This is a genomic window from Pseudomonas sp. Tri1 (assembly GCF_017968885.1).
Classification (GTDB): Bacteria; Pseudomonadota; Gammaproteobacteria; order Pseudomonadales; family Pseudomonadaceae; genus Aquipseudomonas.
The window spans coordinates 3,230,925-3,249,270 of the sequence record NZ_CP072913.1 but is presented as its reverse complement, the minus strand read 5'-3'; the positions used below and the strand labels follow the sequence as shown (position 1 = coordinate 3,249,270).

Sequence of the window (18,346 nt, the reverse complement as noted above, 5' to 3'; positions counted from 1 at the left end):
GGCGAACGAACGCCCTGGGAGTTTTCAGCGGGACACCTCTGGCGCCCTGCGTAATAGGACCTACGCGCGTTGTATCGGCACCGGTGGGCGGTTCTGAAGGGGGCAACTGCGGTTTACTACCAACGCGTACGCAAGGTCATGCCGACGCTACGTGGATCGCCGGTCAGCACCCCGTAGTCACCCGCGCCCAGCTTGGCGTACACCGCGGTGATGTAGTGCTCGTCGAACAGGTTGCGTGCCCACAACTCGGCTTCCCAGCGCCTGTTGCTGCGGCGCAACCCAAGACGCAGGTTGGTCAGCCCATAGGACGGTTGGTAGCTGCCCGGGCCGCCTTCGAGTGCGCCGTAGTAACCGCTGCGAAATGAGTAGTCGAGGCCGCTGAACAGCTCCAAGCCATGCTCCAGTGGGTGGCGATAGTCGACCCCGGCATTGGCATTCCACTCTGGCGCGTTGAACAGCCGCTGGCCTTTCAAGTCGCAGGACCACTGCGCGCTGGCCGGTGAACAGGGGGCATTGGGAAACTCACGGTAGCGTGCGTCGCTCCAGGCGATGCCCAGCCGCAGGTCGATCCGCTCGCTGGCCCGCAGCAGGGCATCCAGCTCGATGCCTCGCAGGCGCACCTTGCCCACATTGATCAGGTTGTCGCGGATCGGCGGGGCGAACGGGCTGGCTGGCGCACGGTTGGTCAGTGCCTGGTAATCGTCGACATCCGTCTGGTACACGGCCACATCGAGCTGCCCCCGGTCGTTCCAGAAACCCTGCTTGACCCCAACCTCGAGCGAGCTCACCCGCTCTGCATCAAACGTCGACTCGGCGTTGGGGTCGATCACCTCAAGGTTGATCCCGCCAGCCTTGTAGCCACGCGACCAACTGGCATAACCGAGCAGGTCATCGCGAAACTGGTAGCTGATGGTCAACTGCCCGGAGAGGTTGCCCTCTTCGATCGCATCACGCCGGTAATACTCGCCGCCGAGTGCGGTGCTACGCAGCAAGGGCCCCGCCACCTGCGACACCAGGTCCGGCCCGAGCGGCGCCAATCCCGAGACGCTGCGCGAAATCCAGCCCTGCTTGCTCTCGCGGGTGTAACGCAGCCCCGGTGTAACGGCCAGGCGCTCGGTGACATGCCAGGTGAGCTGACCGAACACCGCGCGACTGTCGCTGCGCTGCTCGCCATCAAAGGCCTGTTGCGCGCCCTCCAGCAGCGAGGCAGGAATCATCCCAGGGGTAATACCGAGCGCATCGATTTCCGGTCGATCCCCCAGAAAGTAAGCCGCAGCGTCCTTGCCGAAGCGCACATCCACCTCACGGTTCAACTTCTGCCGCAAATAATAGAGCCCAACCACATAGTCAAGGTGCTCGTTGGGCGAGTCGGCCAGCCGCAACTCCTGGCTGAATTGATGGTGATTGAGCTGCACGGCGGCGTTTTCGGCGATGGACAGCGCCATGCCATCGCCATCCTGATCGGCGTCATAGGTCCAATCCCGGTAGCCACTGATGCTGGTCAGCGTGGCCCCGCTGTCCAACAGCCAGTTCAGCTCCAGTGAAGCACCGGTCTGCAATGTCTTGATGCTGTTCGGTTCATCTTGCTGCACGCGGCGTGCATAGGGGTCGACAGGTAACAGACGATAGCCGACGAAAGCGGCGCGCTTGATGGTCGACTCGCTGTAGTTGCTGGCCGCATAAGCACCGGCCTGTTCGTCTTGCCAGCCGTACTCGCCGATCAGGCGCGCGCTGAACACTTCGCTCGGCGTCCACAGCAACTGGCCGCGCAAACCTTGGCGATTCTGATCGCCGAAGTGGCTGCCGTCGTAGCGGTTATCGATGAGCCCGTCGCGCTCCACGTCGTAGCCGGTCAGGCGCCCGGCCAATACGCCGTCGATCAGCGCACCTGAAACCGTACCGCGATACTGACGCAAACCCTCTTCACCGACTGACACCTCGCCACTGCCCTGCGGTTCGAAGGTCGGCGCGCGGCTGCTGACGTTGATCGCCCCTGCCGTGGTGTTCTTGCCATACAAAGTGCCCTGCGGCCCGCGCAACACCTCGACGCGCTCGATATCGACCAGATCGCCCAGCGACATGCCCTGGCGACCCAGATACACCCCATCGAGAAACACCCCGACGCTGCCGTCGATACCATCGTTATAGGCGCTCGAGCCAAGCCCGCGAATGCCGTAGCTGGCGTAACGTGCGCTGGGCACCGTCACCAGCAGGCTCGGTACGCGCTGCTGCAGATCCTCGACTCGGTAGAGGCCAGCATCGTTCAACTGCTCGCCATTGAGTACGCTCATGCTGATTGGAACTGCCTGCTGGGACTCCTCGCGGCGCCGCGCAGTGACCGTCACCTCGTCGAGCACCAGGGCTGAATCGAGACGGGGCACCGCCTGTTCAGCGACCGGATATTCTGCAGCTCGCACCCCACTCAGATAGAAAAGACACGCAACATAGAGCGGGCAGCCTTTGCGCACTACTCGATCCTCGTCAATGGGGAGAGACGACCCCGCTCATCCGCCAGCGGGACGTACGAAAGCGTTAAGCGTGTCACGGAGTGCCTCCTGCCCATCGTCATCAAGCTGGCAAGCGGCCTTGATCTTATCGGTCACAACCCAGAGTTCTTTACTCAACGCTAGCGCGGCGTCGGTCGGCGCAATCAGCACGCGGCGCTCGTCGTCTTTGTCTCGGGTTCGAGTCACCATGCCCGATGCCTCGAGACGCTTGAGCAACGGCGTGATCGTCCCGGTATCCATAGCGAGCCTGGCGCCCAGGTCGCCTACGGTCCTGGGCGCATCAGCGAACAATTCCAACAGCACGAGGTATTGGGGGAACGTCAGCCCCAGTGGTTCCAATAAGGGTTTGTGCAGGCGAATCATCCGATTGGCCGCGTCGTACAAAGCAAAGGACAACTGCCCTCCCACTTCACGAGGGGCTGTGGATTTATGAGCAGACACGGAGTTCCATAGCTCAACATTATCTAGCACGCTAGTTAAATCCGAGTTTGACTGGCTAGCCTGCGACGCCTCTGCCACCCGCCCAGACGGCTTATCGACGCCAAGTAGCTCATCACGCGTCGCGCGTAAAATTCGATCCGATAACTGCGGTTCATCCACCGCGCGAGCGAGCACCATCGCGCCGACAATCGCCGACAGGAAGGCAATCGCTTGGTCTTCCCTGGAGCGATCACGCCGCCAGGGAAGCCTGGAGGCGAGCAAGTCGATCATCCCGACCACCCGGCTCGTGAAGGACCGGCGCATCCCCGGTTCACGGGAAACATCGATGGCCAGCGCAGGCATCGCGCACCCGGCTTCGGGGTGATCGCGGTGACTCTGGCTGAGGTATCTGTCCAGGAAAGCCTCCTTGGGCACATCGCTGCCGTAGACAGTTTCCCGCAGCTGGAGCGCCAACTGGTCCATTGCGCGTTCGAGGCTGGCACAGACCAGCGCGTCCTTGGAGTCGAAGTGCGCATAGAACGCACCATGGGTCAGGCCTGACGCCTTCATGACCTCGGAAATGCTCGCCCCGGCGATACCCCTGCCACGAAATAGCCGGGACGCCTCCTCCAGGATCTTCTCGCGCCGCTCTGCAGTCTGGTTTGGGGGATACCTCATGAAAAACCTCCAATCTCGAACTTGACGGATTGCATGATGACCATCATGCTCGAATCTGCAATATTACGATCATCATAAACACTGAAAGGAAGATCAAGCCGACTTTGCCTCTACCGGTCCGATCTACCCCAACCGCACCGACAAACCCAAAGGTGTCAATCCATGACGACAACTGTTGCGACTGCCCCGACTCAAACCGTCCAACCGCTGACCGGGAAGGTTGTGGCCCTGCTTGCAGGCCTGGCAGCCATCAGCATGTTGTCCACGAATATCATCCTCCCGGCGTTCCCGGCCATCGGTGAAGACCTCGGGGTGAGTGCAAGGGAGCTCGGCCTGACGTTGTCCAGCTTCTTCATCACCTTCGCACTGGGGCAGTTGGTGGTCGGGCCGTTGGCCGACCGCTACGGTCGCAAGAAACTGGTACTGGGTGGGCTCTGCATTTTTATCGCCGGTACCGTCATCGCAGGCTTGGCCTCCACACTCGCGATACTGATCGCAGGGCGCATCATCCAGGCCCTGGGTGTGTGTGCCGCCTCGGTGTTGTCACGCGCCATCGCGCGGGATCTGTTTGAAGGCGAGACGCTGGCTCGCGCCTTGTCCTTGACCATGATCGCCACCGCCGCTGCGCCAGGTTTTTCGCCACTGGTTGGCAGCCTGCTGTCCGCCACGCTCGGATGGCGCGCCATCTTTGTCCTGGTAGGGCTGGCCGCCGCCGCACTGGCCTTCTTCTATGCCCAGAGCCTGGGAGAAACCCACCCCGTCGACCGCAGGGCTGCGCATTCAGCCAAGAGCGTCGTACTCGCCTACCGGAAATTGGCACTGGATAGGCGCTTCATCCTTCCGGCCGTTTCGGTAAGCCTGTTGATGAGTGGGTTGTTTGCATCGTTCGCCGCAGCCCCGGCCATCCTGATGAAGGGAATTGGCCTGACGTCATTGCAGACCGGCGTGTACTTCGCCTCTACGGTGTTCGTCGTGTTCGCCGCCGGCATGGCGGCTCCGCGCCTGGCGCACCGCCACGGCTCCCGGATCATTACGCTGGCGGGCATTGCCTGCGCCATGGGAGGCGGCAGCCTGCTTCTCGTGGGCCCGGTCGATCCGAGCCTCGGCTGGTACGCCTTGTCGATGGTCACGTTTCTCTGGGGCATGGGGCTCGCCAATCCGCTCGGCACGGCCATCACCATGCAGCCTTTCGGCAAAGAGGCCGGGATGGCCTCCGCGTTGCTGGGTTTTGTCTCCATGGGCGCCGCTGCGCTGACCACCTGGCTGGCCTCGGTGCTGACCTTTGCACCCGTCACAACGCTGGGGGGCATTCAGGCGACGGCCTGCCTGATTGCATGGATCTTGTTTGTTCTGCGAGGCCGTCTCGCGAAGTAAACCGGTAAGGCGCTCATGCATCGCTTTGTTTTTTTTCGTCAATCATTGGAGAACCGACATGCAAATCAAAGGCAGTGTGGCGCTGGTGACCGGGGCTAACCGTGGCCTGGGCAAGGCATTCGTGCAGGCACTTCTCGCGGCGGGCGCCGCAAAGGTGTATGCCGCGGCACGTGACCCGGCCACCATCGAAGCCCAAGCCAATGTGGTGCCGCTGAAACTCGACGTCACTCGCCCTGAAGACATTACGGCCGTTGTCGCAAGCGCACCGGATCTGACATTGCTGATCAACAACGCGGGCATCAGTGGATTCGACAGCAAAGACCAGGACAGCAACAGCCTGGCAACCCTTCGCCACGAGTTTGAAACCAACGCAGTCGCTCCGCTGGCCACCAGCCTGGCTTTCGCGCCAATCCTTGCCGCGAACGGCGGCGGCGCCATCGTCAACATGCATTCGGCCCTGAGCTGGGTAAACCTTCCCGGCACCCTCACCTATTCGGCCAGCAAAGCAGCCGCCTGGTCGCTCACCAATGGGCTGCGCCTGCAATTGGCAGCCCAGGACACGCTGGTAGTGGGCGTGCATGTCGCGTTCGTGGACACAGACATGACACGGGGTATCGAAGGCGTGCCAAAGGCGTCGCCTCAGGATGTGGCCCAGCGCGTACTGGATGGGGTGATCAACGGTCTGCCGGAGGTGTTGGCGGACGAGACCAGCCAGCAACTCAAGCAGAACCTGAGTAACGGCATCTACCTGCGGCCGATCTCCTGAAACCAAACGCTCCCACAGATCTTTGTGGGAGCGCGCTTGCTCGCGATGGCAATGGGTCAGTTTGCATTGATTTTGGATGTGTCGCCGTCATCGCGAGCAAGCTCGCTCCCACATGGGTTCAGGGGCGCTCACAAATCCTGTGTTCACCATAGACCCCAGTGGGAGCGAGCTTGCTCGCGATAGCGGTGGGTCAGCCCGCATCAATGTTGACCGTGCCGGATCAAGCCTCCCAGCGCCGAAACAGCACGCTGGCATTGACTCCGCCAAACCCGAATCCATTCGAAAGCGCGTGGGTGATCGGCATCTTCCGGGCATTGAGGGCAACCAGATCGAGCCCCTCGGCGGCCTCGTCGGGGTGAAGCAGGTTCAGGGTTGGTGGCACCACTTGATCACGAAGCGCCAACACCGTGAAGATCGCCTCGATACCCCCCGCCGCCCCCAGCAGATGCCCAGTGGCGGATTTGGTGGAGGTGATCGCCACCCCGGAATCGGCTCCGAACACCGAGCGAATCGCGGCCAGTTCCCCGCTGTCGCCGACCTGGGTGGAGGTGGCGTGGGCGTTGATATGTTGCACATCGTCAGGGCTGACGGCGGCCTGGCGCAGTGCCTGCTCCATCGCCCGTCGTGCGCCGCTGCCATCTGCCAGACCTGCCGTCAGGTGGTAGGCATCGGCACTGGTGCCATAGCCGACCAGTTCTGCCAGGGGCTTGGCGCCCCGCGCCAGGGCATGTTCCAGCGATTCGATCACCAGCAGACCGGCACCTTCGGACATGACGAAACCATCGCGATCACGGTCAAAGGGCCGCGACGCTTGCTGCGGATGCTCGGCAAACCCGGTGGAGAGTGCGCGGGCGGCCGCAAAACAGCCCAGGGTCACCCGGTCTATCGCCGCTTCGGTCCCGCCGCACAAGGCGATATCCGCCTCGCCACTGCGGATGAGCCTGGCGGCATCGCCGATGGCCTGCACCCCGGCAGCACAAGCCGTCACGGGCGCACCCAGAGGCCCCTTGAAACCGTGCTTGATGGAAACCTGTCCAGCCGCCATGTTGGCGAGAAAGGCCGGCGCGGTGAACGGTGACAAGCGCCGCGGGCCACGCGCATCGGTGGTGCGCACGGCGTCGGCAATCGTGCCAAAGCCGCCCACGCCCGATGAAATGATCGTCGCGGTGCGTTCCTGGTCCCAGGCTTCGGTCGGATGCCAGCCTGCCTGGGCCAAGGCTTCATCGGCGGCCACCAAGGCGAACTCGATGAAGCGGTCCATTTTCTTGCGATCCTTGGGCGAGATAATGCGCTCCGGGTCGTAACCCGCCACGGCATCCACGTCCAGGGACGGCACCCGGCCGCCTACTGCGACCCCTGTCCCCTCAGTGATATCGTCGGGCAGGTGACGAATGCCAGAGCGCCCGGCGAGCAACCTCTGCCAGACCTCTTCTACGCCACAGCCCAACGGCCCGACAATGCCGACGCCGGTGACGACGATTCGCTTTTGACCTTCAGGAGTAATCATAAAAACCTCTTCGTTTCTCAGTCGACGACCACTACAAGCAAGCAGCGCTCGCTCGTTACGCCAGTCTTGCGGTTTCAGTCAGGACGCTATGGCCAGGGCGGATCTTGAACCAGATGGAATACATCGCCGGCAGGAACACCAGCGTCATGATGGTGCCGACGAACGTGCCACCGATCAGTGTGTAGGCCAGCGTTCCCCAGAAAACCGAGTGCGTCAGCGGAATGAACGCCAGGATGGCCGCCAGTGCCGTCAGCAACACTGGGCGGGCCCGTTGTACGGTGGCCTCGATTACCGCATTGAACGGGTCCAGGCCTTCTTGCGCGTTGTGATGGATCTGCCCGATCAGGATCAGCGTGTTGCGCATCAGGATGCCCGAGAGTGCGATCAGGCCGACCAAGGCGTTGATCCCGAATGGCTGCTGGAAGATCAACAGGGTCGGTACCACGCCAATCAACCCCAGCGGTGCAGTGAAGAACACCATGATCATGGCCGAGATCGAGCGCACCTGAACAATGATGATCAGCAGCGTCAGGGCAACCATGATCGGGACCAGCGGCACGATCGCCCTGCCCGCCTTGCCCGATTCCTCGATGGCTCCCGCCTGCTCGATCCGGTAGCCGTCAGGAAGGCTGTCGATCAGCGGCTGCAGTTGTTTGATGATCACGCTGGAGACATCCGGTGGCTGCAAGCCTTCGGCGATGTCGCCGCGCACGGTGATGGTCGGCGTGCGATCGCGCCGCCGCAGGATCGGATCCTCCATGCGCACATCGACCTCGCCGATCTGGGACAGCGGGATACGCTGCCCCGCTGCGCCCACCAACGTAAAGCCTTCTATCCTGGCCGGATCGAGGCGGATATCACCGGCCGCGCGACCGACTACCTGCACCGAGCGAATGTCCTCGCGAACCGCGGTGATCGGTACCCCCGAGAGCAGGAACTGCAGCTGCTGGGCGACCGCATTCGAGGTCAGGCCCACCGCCTGCAAGCGGTCTTGATCCAGAGTGAAGTGCAACGTTGGCGTCAGTGGGCCCCAGTCGGTATTGACGGTGCGCATCAACGGGCTCGCGTGCATGACGTCTCGTACCTGATCGGCAATCTCGCGCAATTTCCACGGATCAGGCCCCATCACCCGATAGGCAACCGGGAATGGCGAATAAGGACCGAACACCAACTGAGTCACCCGCACCCGCGCCTCGGGAGCGAGCCCCTCGGCGACCGCCTCGCGCAGGCGGAACTTGAGCGTTTCACGGGCCTCCTGGCTGCCCGTCAGCACCACAATCTTGGCGAACGATGGATCAGGAAGCTCCGGCGCCATCGCCAGGTAGAAACGTGGCGCGCCTTGGCCGATGTAGGCGGTGACGATTTTTGCCTCATCCTGCTTTTGCAGCCAGGCCTCGACTTTGGCGGTGGTGGCGCTGGTTTGCTCGATTGAGGTGCCATACGGCATTTGCACTTCGATCAGCACCTCTGGGCGGTCCGAGGTGGGGAAAAACTGCTTCTTGACCAGACTCATGCCAAGAATTGCCACGACGAACGTCGCAATCACCGTGCCGGCCACCCACCATTTATGGGCAATGACTCGCGTGAGAACCTGGCGAAAGCGATTGTAATGACGGGTGTTGTAGATGGCCGCGTGACCGCCCTCGACCTGCTTGATCTCCGGCAACAGCTTCACCCCCAGGTAAGGAGTAAAGGCCACCGCGACGACCCAGGAGGCGATCAGGGCGATGCCGACGATCCAGAACATGTTGCTGGTGTATTCGCCGGCGGTCGATTGCGCGAAACCGTTGGGCATGAAGCCGATAGCCGTTACCAACGTACCGGACAACATCGGCGCGGCGGTATGACTCCAGGCATACGCGGAGGCTTTGATCCGGTCGTAGCCCTCCTCCATTTTCACCACCATCATCTCGATGGCGATGATGGCGTCGTCCACCAACAGCCCGAGCGCCAGGATAAGCGACCCAAGGGTGATACGGTCGAAGTTCTTGCCGGTGGCCGCCATCACCACAAACACCACGGCCAAGGTCAACGGCACCGCTGCCGCGACCACCACACCGACCCGCCAGCCCATGCTGAGGAAGCAGACAAGCATCACCACCAGCAATGCGACAAAGAACTTGACCATGAACTCGCCGACGGCCGAGTCGATATTCACCGATTGATCGGTGACCTTGGTCAGCGTCATGCCCAGTGGCATGCCTTCATTGATCTTGGTGGTCTCCGCGTCCAGCGCCTTACCCAGGTCCAGACCGTTCCAGCCCTCGCGCATGATAATCCCCAGCAACAGCGCCTCTTCACCGTTATTACGCACCAGGAAAGTAGCGGGATCTTCATAGCCTCGCTCGACCGTCGCCACGTCCGACAGCTTCAGCGTCCGCCCCTGGATCGCAAGCGGTGTATCGCGAACTTTCGCCAATTTATCGAAGGCGCCGTCTACCCGCAGGACGACCTGCGGCCCACTGGTTTCGATCGAACCGGCGGGCGTGAGCAGGTTCTGGTTGTTCAGCGCGGTAAAGATGTCCTGGGGCGAGACGCCCAAGGTGGCCAGTCGATCATGGGAAAACGATACAAAAATGCGCTCGGCCTGCTCACCGATAATATTGACCTTCTTCACCCCCGCCACGTGCAACAGACGCTGGCGCAGCGACTCAGCATCGCGCACCAGCAGGCGCTGCGGCTCGCCTTTGGCCTTCAGGGCGAACAGCGCGAATGTCACATCGGCAAACTCATCGTTGACCATCGGCCCAATGACGCCCGCCGGCAACTTGAGTGCTTCGTCCTGGAGCTTTTTGCGCGCCTGATAGAACTCCTCCTGCACTTGAGAGGGGGGCGTGCGATCGACCAGCGATACCATGGTGAAGGCCAGACCGGGACGGGTGTAGGTTTCCGTGCGGTCGTACCATTTCAGTTCTTGCAGGCGCTTTTCAAGCGGCTCGGCGACCTGGTCCTGCATCTCCTGCGCCGTCGCGCCCGGCCATGCAGTGATGACGGTCAACTGCTTGACTGTAAACGGCGGGTCCTCCGCACGTCCCAGTTGGAAGAACGCCAGCGTGCCCGCGACGGCGATCAGGAAGATCAGAAACACCGTGATAGAACGCTCGCGAACGGCGAGCGCCGATAAATTGAGGCTCATGGACGGCCTCCGGCAACCTTCACATCACCTTGTTGGATCAACCGCACTTCCTCGCCATCGCGCAGCAGATGCGCGCCCAGCCCGACGATGCGCTCGCCAACCTTGAGAGCACCTGCGACTCGGGCCGCATCGTCGCTCAAGCCCAGGACCTGAACAGGTCGCCAGCTGACTTTCGCCGGCTCGCCGGTGATGACCCACACCCCAGCACCCTTGCCCGGGTCAAAGATGGCTGCAATCGGAACTTGCAGGACTGGCCCTTGCACGGCGCCGTCGGCGATCCGAAGGGTGACGGTCGAGCCCAGGGGCGCATTGGCCAAAGCGCCCTCAAGCACATATCGCGCCTCGAAGGTGCGCGTCACACGGTCAGCGGAATCCGAAAGCAGCCTCAGCTTCGCGGTAACCGCACCCGAGGTGCTGCCATAAAGCGTCGCTTGCGCCGTGGCCCCTACGGCTGGGCGCAGCGTCTCTGGCAACTGCACGATGGCTTCGCGCTGCCCGGCCCGCGCCAGTCGAACCACGGTTTGACCGGGGCTGACGACTTGCCCGGGCTCGGCGAGCGTCTCCATCACCACACCGTCGGCGTCCGCGAGCAGCACGGCATAGCTCGAGGCATTGCGAGCCACGTCAGCCTGGGCCTGCGCGGCACTCAGTTGCGCCTTCGCGGTATCAGCTGCAGCTTTGATCTGGTCGTAGCCCGAGGCGGAAATGGCACCGGCGGCAACCAGATCGCGATAGCGAGCCTCATCATCCGCAGTCTGTTTGGCTCGGGTTTTGGCGGCAGCGACAGTTTCTTGCTGCGCTCGTGCTTGCAACCCTAAGTCGGTGGGGTCGAGACGCATGAGCGGCTGCCCCCGCTTGACGCTCTGGCCGGTATCGACCAGACGCTCAAGTACCTTGCCCGACACTCGGAAACCCAGGTCACTCTGGACGCGAGCGGCCACGACGCCAGTGAAAGAGCGCGATAGATCGGACGAACCCTGAACTTCAGAAACTCTCACCAGGGGGGCGAGCGTGCGCGGATCTTTAGCGGTGGTGGCGTCACCACACGCCGTCAGGACGAGAGGCAACAAGCAAGCGGCGAAGGTGACAGGTCGGAGCCGGAGCATAGGTTCCCTTTACTTGAGCAAATAGGACAGGAGCCACATTCTCAGTCTCGTGACCAATACTGTCAATGGTCACATATCGTTCGATTCCTAGCCTTTGGGCAACCTCTCCAGTATTCAAGACTGACTTTAGATCAGCCGGCAGGAGCATCAATTGACAGATTGTGACCATAATATAATATGGTCACAAATCATTCACCCTCCCAGGAATCCCAATGCATCTCCGCCCCCTTGCTCTTTTGGTAAGTGTCAGCTTGATGGCAGGCTGCGCGGTCGGTCCGGACTACCAGCGTCCGGACGCTGCGCTTTCGCCGCGTTTCCTGGGGCAGTCTTCTGTCGAACAGAGGTCCGGCGCTACGCGTGCCAGCCTTGTCGCTTGGTGGGAGGGTTTTGGTGATCCGGTGTTGACCGAGTTCGTCGCCAAGGCACTTGAACAGAACCTGGACCTGGCTCAGGCGGCAGCGCGCGTCGCGCAAGCACGGGCAGGCCTGGGGGCGGCCAATGCCGCGTTGCTGCCTTCGGGAAACATCACCGGTCAAGCCGCGCGCGCCCAACAGTCTGTGGAAACGCCACTCGGCCAAGTGCTGAACTCGACGCCGGGCTATGATCGGTATGGAAGCGCCTATGAACTCGACCTCAACGCCGGCTGGGAGATAGACGTTTTTGGCGGCCTGCGACGCGGACGCGAGGCCGCACTGGCCGAATACCAAGCCTCTGAAGCGGGCGCCGCCGCCACACGCCTGGCCGTCGCCGCGCAGACCGCCGATATCTACATCACCCTGCGCGGGCTGCAGGCTCGACTGGACATTACCAACCGACAAGTCAAAACCCAACAAGACCTGCTGGAGAAAGTCCAACTGCTCTATAGCAAGGGCCTCGCCGCCAACTATCAGGTCCACCAGACCCAGGGGGCTCTGTCTCAAGTCCAAGCGACAATACCGGTGCTGCAAACCGGCCTGGATGCCGCCATGAACGCGCTGGATGTCATGCTCGGCACGCCGCCGGGCACCCACCGCCAGCAACTGGCAACGATGGGAAGCATCCCTGCGGCACCACAGATAACTGCCATGGGCACACCGGCCGATCTGCTGCGTCGCAGGCCGGATCTCATCGTCGCTGAGCGCCGCCTCGCGGCCTCCAACGCCCGCATCGGCGAAGCGATCGCCGAGTACTACCCAAAATTCTCCCTCAGCGCATTGCTCGGCAGTGCCACGGCCATATCCGCTGGCAACCTGTTCACTGGCGACGCCAGCCAGGCATCGGGGGCACTGGGCCTGCGCTGGAGACTCTTCGACTTTGGCCGCATCAACGCCCAGATCGATCAAGCCAAGGGGCAGGAAGCCGAAGCCCTCGCCGCTTACCGTCAGTCCGTGCTGCGCGCCACCGAAGACGTCGAGAACGCATTCTCTGCGCTGGTGAATCGAGAGACCCAGGCGACCACCCTCACCCAGGGCGAAACGTCGCTGAGCCAGGCTCGGCAATCGTCGTTCATTGCCTATCAGAAAGGCGCGGCCAGCCTGATCGATGTCCTGAATGCCGACCAGACGCTGCTACAGGTATCCGATGCCCGGGCCCAAGCACGAACGGAGTCGGCCCGCGCGGCGGTCGCGGCATTTCGATCGCTCGGAGGTGGCTGGCAACCGCCTGACGCCCAGCCAGTGGCAGCTAGATGACTGATACCCTTTCTTTCAATGCAACAACCCGAGATCAACGACATGAAACCGAACGATAACTCCTGGGTGCTCATCACAGGCGCTTCAAGCGGATTTGGCGAGGAGTTTGCCCGGCAATACGCAGCACAAGGGAAATCTCTCGTTCTGGTAGCACGCAGGCTGGATAAACTCGAAACGCTATCGGCGCAATTGCGCGAACGTTTCGGCGTTGATGTCATAGTCGAGCAAGTAGACCTTTCTTCGATCCCGGCGGTCATCGAACTGCACCAGCGGCTGCGCGAGCGCAATGTCGTGATCGATGTGCTCATTAACAATGCGGGGCATGGCTTGCAGGGGCCTTTCCTGGATCAGCCCCTGGATCGCTCCCTGGCCATGATTGATCTGGATATCGCCAGTCTGACGGCCCTGACTCACGTCTTCGCGGCAGACATGCGAGCCCGCAAGCGTGGACATATCCTGATGGTCGCCAGCCTGCTGTCTTTTCAAGGCGTGAAGAATTTTGCCGTTTACTCTGCCGCTAAAGCTTACGTGCTGCGCTTCTCTGATGCGTTGCATCGTGAACTCAAAAGCGACGGCGTCATCGTGACAGCGCTTTGTCCGGGGATGTCGGATACTGGGTTTGCGCAAAGCGCCAGGCAAACGATTACGCCAGCCTTGAAAATGGTCATGATGCAGCCCCAACCCGTTGTAGCGGCAGGAATCCGTGCCCTGCAAGCCGGACGCATAAGTGTCGTACCAGGCTTTGGCAACAAGGCTATGACCGTCCTGACCTGGGCCACGCCTCGCCGGTTTCACCAGAGTCTTATGGCGCGCATCATGGGTGCCTGAGCAGGCAATGAAGCGGCCTTGTACACGCTAACCAAAGGCCGGGGCAGCATGCGCTCCGGCCTTTAGAGCAGCACTCACTCAAAAGCGATAGCTGACCGAAGTCCCGAAACCACTTGCACTGTTCTTGTACTTGGAGCTGTAGGCACCCCGGGTGGCCGAGGCATCGTTGACCCGCACACTCTCTTCCCACAGATAGGAATAGGCGACATCCACCGTGACATTGTCCACCGGTGTCCAGCCCGCGCCGAAGCTGATCACCGTCCGGTCGCCGGTAGGGATACGCGGTCCACGATTGGTGTTGTTGGCAGGCGATTGATCGACTGACAGGCCCGAGCGAAGTACCCATTGATTGTTCAACCGATACGCCGTACCGATAGCGTGGGCCCAGGTGTCATGCCAGTTCTGCTCTTCGCTGATGGTACCCAACTGGGCGTTCAACAAAGGCGGCAGCCCCGAGTTTTCGATGGTCAGGTCCTTGAAGCGGCTCCAGCGTGTCCAGGTGCTGCCCAAGTACAGCGTCCAGTCGGTGTTGAGCTGGTGAGTCACTGAAAAATCCACCGATTCCGGAGTATCCACATCCAGCGAGGCGTCATAGCTGCGCCCGCTGACCCCTACCAGGCTGAAAATGCCGTCGCTGACCTTGGTCTTGGCATCCAGGTGATAGCTGACCTTGGAATGGTAGGTCAGCCCCAAGCGGGTTCGGTCTGTCGCCTGCACCAGAATCCCCGCGTTGAAACCCAGGGCCGTGTCGTCGCCGGTGCTCTTGAGCCTTCCATCATTGCGACCAGGGCTGAATGGATTGAGCGCCACCCCAGATATCTCACCACTGATACGATTGATCGTGGGACCGAACCCGATCGACACCGTATCGTTGAAGGCGTAGCTGACAGTCGGCTGGAACGTGAGTGTCTTGACCTCGCTTTTGTTGGCGTAATAACGCCCGGCGAAATCACTGCCGTAATCGGTAATCAAGCCGAACGGCACATAAAAACCAACGCCGAACGCCCAGTGCTCATCAACGGGTTTGACGTAGTAACCCATCGGCACTGTGGTCGTTGGCACCATGTCATCGCCATCCTGACCGCCGAAGGTACTGCGGGTCTGGCTTATTTCGGACTTCGTGAACAGCGTCGCCGCCCCCAGGCTGACCTGTTCTTTCTTCAAGCGAGACATCCCCGCCGGATTACCAAAGACCGTGCTCGCATCTTCAGCAGAGGAAGAGCGCCCGGCAAAGCCTGAACCCATCCCACTGACGCTTTGTTCATTGAGCGCGAAGCCGCTGGCAAACACATGAGAAGTGGCGAGCACAACGGAGAGACCCAGCGGGGTCTTGAGCAATATTTTTTTCATTATTAGAACTCTAAGAAGCAGTAGCTGAAGTAATGGAGCGGTTGGTTGTGTTACGTAAAAATCGCCACGGTCTGACGAGCCCAAAGCACTCGCCGACCGCTTTCATCCCAGATCTCCATATCCTGCAGCGAGTAACCTTCCAAGGCCTGCTGGCTAAAGGAGTTGATCAAGAACCACTCCCCACCGGCAGCGGGCTGCGGCAGGTCAATCGTCCAGGACGCGGAACTGATGGCAGCGGGCTCGGTGAAGCAAGCCATGGCAGCCGGCGGCAAACTGTCAGCCAGGGCAATCAGGGCGACTGCCGGGTCTACACCCCGCGCATCCAGATGGCGTACCCACATCAGTAATTCCGGATTATCAGCGCCGGATACCGGGAGCGAACCGCCCGCGGGACGCATCTCGAAGTTGTAGGCACAGGCCGGTGCGATCTGGCTGTCCAGCTCCAACTTAGCGTACCGGGAGGGTCCTTCTACCAACGGACGCCCCCAAGCATCATGGGTAATACAGCTCGCTCGCGGCTGAGCGAACAGCAGAGTCGTGCGCAACGCCAGGTCATCACCCGACAGGCAATCGACCGATACCGAGGTGACTGATCGGCCTTGGCGCAAGACGCTGACGTCAAATGTCTGGGCCTGCGTGACCGGACCGATGAACGACACCTGAGCGGACTTGAACGGTGGAAAGCCCGTCGGACGCTCAAGCAAAACCGCTTGCAGCGATAACGCCGCGGACAGCCCGCCAAAGATCGTACGGCCCTGCTGCCAGTTGGGCGGCGACACAAACGGCGCATCCGGATCGAATTGCTGTAGCAACTGGGCGAAGCTCGTCATGTCAGCGCTCCTTGGGCCAAGGGCAGATGCGCCATACTTATTCATGTGACCATTTGTGTCAATGGTCACGCACAGGATAAATGAATACCCTATATCAGCCCACCATGGCCGAGCGTTGAAACCATGAGGAATGTATCGCTTGCAAACTGTCAGCCGATGATCACGGCATGAGGCTACGCAAAATGAGATTGGAAGTGAGCGTGGGGGCCTCTTCGATGACGTCGAGGCTGTACTGCAACAGCAAAGGATTGACGAAAGGCCGTAGCGCCAGGTGGATCGCGTCTACTGTCTCGTCCAATGGCGTCTTGCGTTCGAACTCACCGAGTTCCCGTCCTTCTCGCACGATTTGCAACACGAAGCTCTTGATTCGTGCGTTATAGGCTTGCGAGCTGGGCCAGCGCTCCGACGCAGAGAACGCGGCAATGTCATAGAGCTTGCGATCATTGAAGAACAGGTTCACACCGGTAGTCACCAAGGTTTTGACCAGGCGTCGAAAACGCTCCGTCGGCGAGAGGCCTTCTTCGCTGATGGCCAGCTCCACAGCCGCAACGATCTCAGCCAGGCAGCGGCTACAAATAGCCTCGCCGATCGCTTGCTTGGAGTCGAAGAACTTATAGATGTACGCCTTGGAAAACCCGATGGCCTTGGCCAGGTCGGATACCGTGGTCTTGCCGTAGCCGTATTGACTGAAATGCTCGTTGGCCGCCGCGACAATCTGGTCTCGGATGTCGTGGTCGGCTGGGCCACGGGTGCTGGGCGTATGTATCGATGGTTGGTTCATGGGAGCAGCTTACGCACCCTGGACACGGTTGACAACTTGTGACCTTGTTGGGATAGCGTCACAAATCGACCGTAGAAAGGAATGTTTCGGGGGACAACGAGGGATGAAAGAACCGAACTTTCTACAGGCTTCCCTGGATGCGCCGGATGTCGGCTCACGTTTTCGTGCTGGTCAGTCCGGAGCGGACAAAACACTGCTCCATAACCCGTGCGCCCCATTGTTGCCCCTCTTGCTCCTGTTCCAGCTTGAAACCAAAGTCTTCATACAAGTTACGGGCCGCATCAAGCCCCTGAAACGTCCAGAGCCGCGTGGCACAAAAGCCCCATTCGTCACAGAACTTCACGGCTTCAGCCAGCAAGCGTTTACCTGCGCCCTTGCCTCTTGCCGAGTCATCCAGAATGAAGAAGCGCAGCACCGCTTCGCCGCCCTGGGCTTCGCCATCGATAGCAATCGATCCGACTATTCGCTGGTCATCCAACGCGACCCAGACTTCATTGCGGGGGTTATGCAAACGCCCCATCAGGTCAGACATATCCGCAGCAACCAGGCTCTCGAATGGCTGGCCGAAGCTGAAGTATCTCGCATAGTAGTGCGCATGCATTTGCACGATGCGGCCGATGATGCCAGGACGGTAACCACGGGCAATATCCAATTGGGTCACAGGCGCTGGTTGTGTCCCGAGCCGCTGAGTCTGTAGGGCGGCGCCATAGTTGCCAATGCCTTCACTCACCACTTGCCATTGTTCAGGGGGTAAATGGCCCAGGGCCTCGCCTACCTGTTTCGTGGCAAACGAATCAATGGCTCGCAGGGTCTTCTTGCCCTGTGCCGAGAGCCGCAGCTTCTTGAAGCGCGCATCCTCCTCATGGGCAACTTCTTCAATTTCACCGGCCTCGACCAGCTTGCGAACCATCCGGCTTACGCTGGATTTTTCCAGGCCAAGCAGTTCAACCAGCTCAACCGCCGTCAATGCCTGACGATTCCCGAGTTCAACGATCGTATGCACAGATGACGGTGGATACCCCGTCGCAGCCAGCGTGGCGTGCATGAACCCCAACTCTCGGACCATGAGTCGCGAAGCAGAACGGATTTTTTCAATCAGGTCTTGCTGGGGATGAGCCATGAGAGACACCTCAAATGAAACGTTTTTTAGTTGTAGCGCACAACTATTAACCAGTCAATTGAGGCTGCCCTCGGTCAAATCGAGGCGCTTGGAACGCATCGTCCATTAGCCTTGAATCCATCAACACATGAGCCGTACTTCTTTCCAAACGACATCAAATTTCAAGGCTCAAGGTTTTTGTCGATGGGATGATCTATACCTTCAGAAACACGCAATAAAGGCCGAGGCAACAACATTGACGTGTTCCGATAAAAGTACTGTGGCGAGCCTGTT

General features: G+C 60.7%; 13 protein-coding genes. 4 read left to right on the top strand and 9 right to left on the bottom strand.

Features of this window, described 5'->3' with window-relative positions:
• Positions 1-116: 116 nt before the first annotated feature.
• Positions 117-2,381, bottom strand: a complete 2,265-nt coding sequence (locus tag J9870_RS13875) for a TonB-dependent receptor (protein ID WP_246883121.1) — start codon at positions 2,379-2,381, stop codon at positions 117-119.
• Positions 2,382-2,504: 123 nt separating this feature from the next.
• Positions 2,505-3,605: a MarR family transcriptional regulator gene (locus tag J9870_RS13870; RefSeq protein ID WP_210644903.1), complete on the bottom strand. Its 1,101-nt coding sequence runs from the start codon at positions 3,603-3,605 to the stop codon at positions 2,505-2,507.
• A 162-nt stretch (positions 3,606-3,767) separates the two neighbouring features.
• On the opposite strand from J9870_RS13870, the gene J9870_RS13865 reads away from it, so the two are divergent.
• The gene (locus tag J9870_RS13865; RefSeq protein WP_210644901.1) at positions 3,768-4,979 is read left to right on the top strand and encodes a multidrug effflux MFS transporter; all 1,212 of its coding nucleotides are present in this window, start codon (positions 3,768-3,770) and stop codon (positions 4,977-4,979) included.
• Positions 4,980-5,037: 58 nt separating this feature from the next.
• A complete protein-coding gene (locus J9870_RS13860) occupies positions 5,038-5,745 on the top strand; it encodes an SDR family oxidoreductase (protein ID WP_210644900.1) in 708 nt (235 codons plus the stop codon).
• Positions 5,746-5,965: 220 nt separating this feature from the next.
• Here J9870_RS13860 and fabF read toward each other — a convergent pair whose 3' ends face one another.
• From fabF to J9870_RS13845, 3 genes are read right to left on the bottom strand one after another with little or no spacing between them, the layout of a single operon-like run.
• Positions 5,966-7,252, bottom strand: a complete 1,287-nt coding sequence (gene fabF, locus J9870_RS13855) for a beta-ketoacyl-ACP synthase II (RefSeq protein ID WP_210644898.1) — start codon at positions 7,250-7,252, stop codon at positions 5,966-5,968.
• A gap of 55 nt (positions 7,253-7,307) precedes the next feature.
• A complete protein-coding gene (locus tag J9870_RS13850; protein WP_210644896.1) occupies positions 7,308-10,388 on the bottom strand; it encodes an efflux RND transporter permease subunit in 3,081 nt (1,026 codons plus the stop codon).
• Positions 10,385-11,494: an efflux RND transporter periplasmic adaptor subunit gene (locus tag J9870_RS13845; RefSeq protein WP_210644894.1), complete on the bottom strand. Its 1,110-nt coding sequence runs from the start codon at positions 11,492-11,494 to the stop codon at positions 10,385-10,387. Before J9870_RS13845 ends, J9870_RS13850 begins: the two co-directional genes overlap by 4 nt.
• A 206-nt stretch (positions 11,495-11,700) precedes the next feature.
• Between J9870_RS13845 and J9870_RS13840 the strand changes: the two genes are divergently transcribed.
• A complete protein-coding gene (locus tag J9870_RS13840; protein ID WP_210645262.1) occupies positions 11,701-13,164 on the top strand; it encodes an efflux transporter outer membrane subunit in 1,464 nt (487 codons plus the stop codon).
• 42 nt (positions 13,165-13,206) lie between these two features.
• Complete coding sequence (locus tag J9870_RS13835; protein ID WP_210644892.1) at positions 13,207-13,992, top strand: SDR family oxidoreductase; 786 nt, start codon at positions 13,207-13,209, stop codon at positions 13,990-13,992.
• 78 nt (positions 13,993-14,070) lie between these two features.
• On the opposite strand, the gene J9870_RS13830 is transcribed toward J9870_RS13835, so the two are convergent.
• From J9870_RS13830 to J9870_RS13815, 4 genes are all read right to left on the bottom strand, one after another.
• Positions 14,071-15,342, bottom strand: coding sequence for an outer membrane protein transport protein (locus J9870_RS13830; protein ID WP_210644890.1), 1,272 nt, complete (start codon positions 15,340-15,342; stop codon positions 14,071-14,073).
• A 50-nt stretch (positions 15,343-15,392) separates the two neighbouring features.
• Complete coding sequence (locus J9870_RS13825; RefSeq protein WP_210644888.1) at positions 15,393-16,172, bottom strand: thioesterase family protein; 780 nt, start codon at positions 16,170-16,172, stop codon at positions 15,393-15,395.
• Between the two features lie 160 nt (positions 16,173-16,332).
• Entirely contained in the window at positions 16,333-16,953 is a 621-nt protein-coding gene (locus J9870_RS13820; RefSeq protein ID WP_210644887.1) for a TetR/AcrR family transcriptional regulator, read from the bottom strand.
• 154 nt (positions 16,954-17,107) lie between these two features.
• Positions 17,108-18,073 carry a helix-turn-helix domain-containing GNAT family N-acetyltransferase gene (locus tag J9870_RS13815; protein ID WP_210644885.1) on the bottom strand — a complete coding sequence of 322 codons (966 nt, stop codon included), beginning with the start codon at positions 18,071-18,073 and terminating at the stop codon, positions 17,108-17,110.
• Between the last annotated feature and the right edge of the window lie 273 nt (positions 18,074-18,346).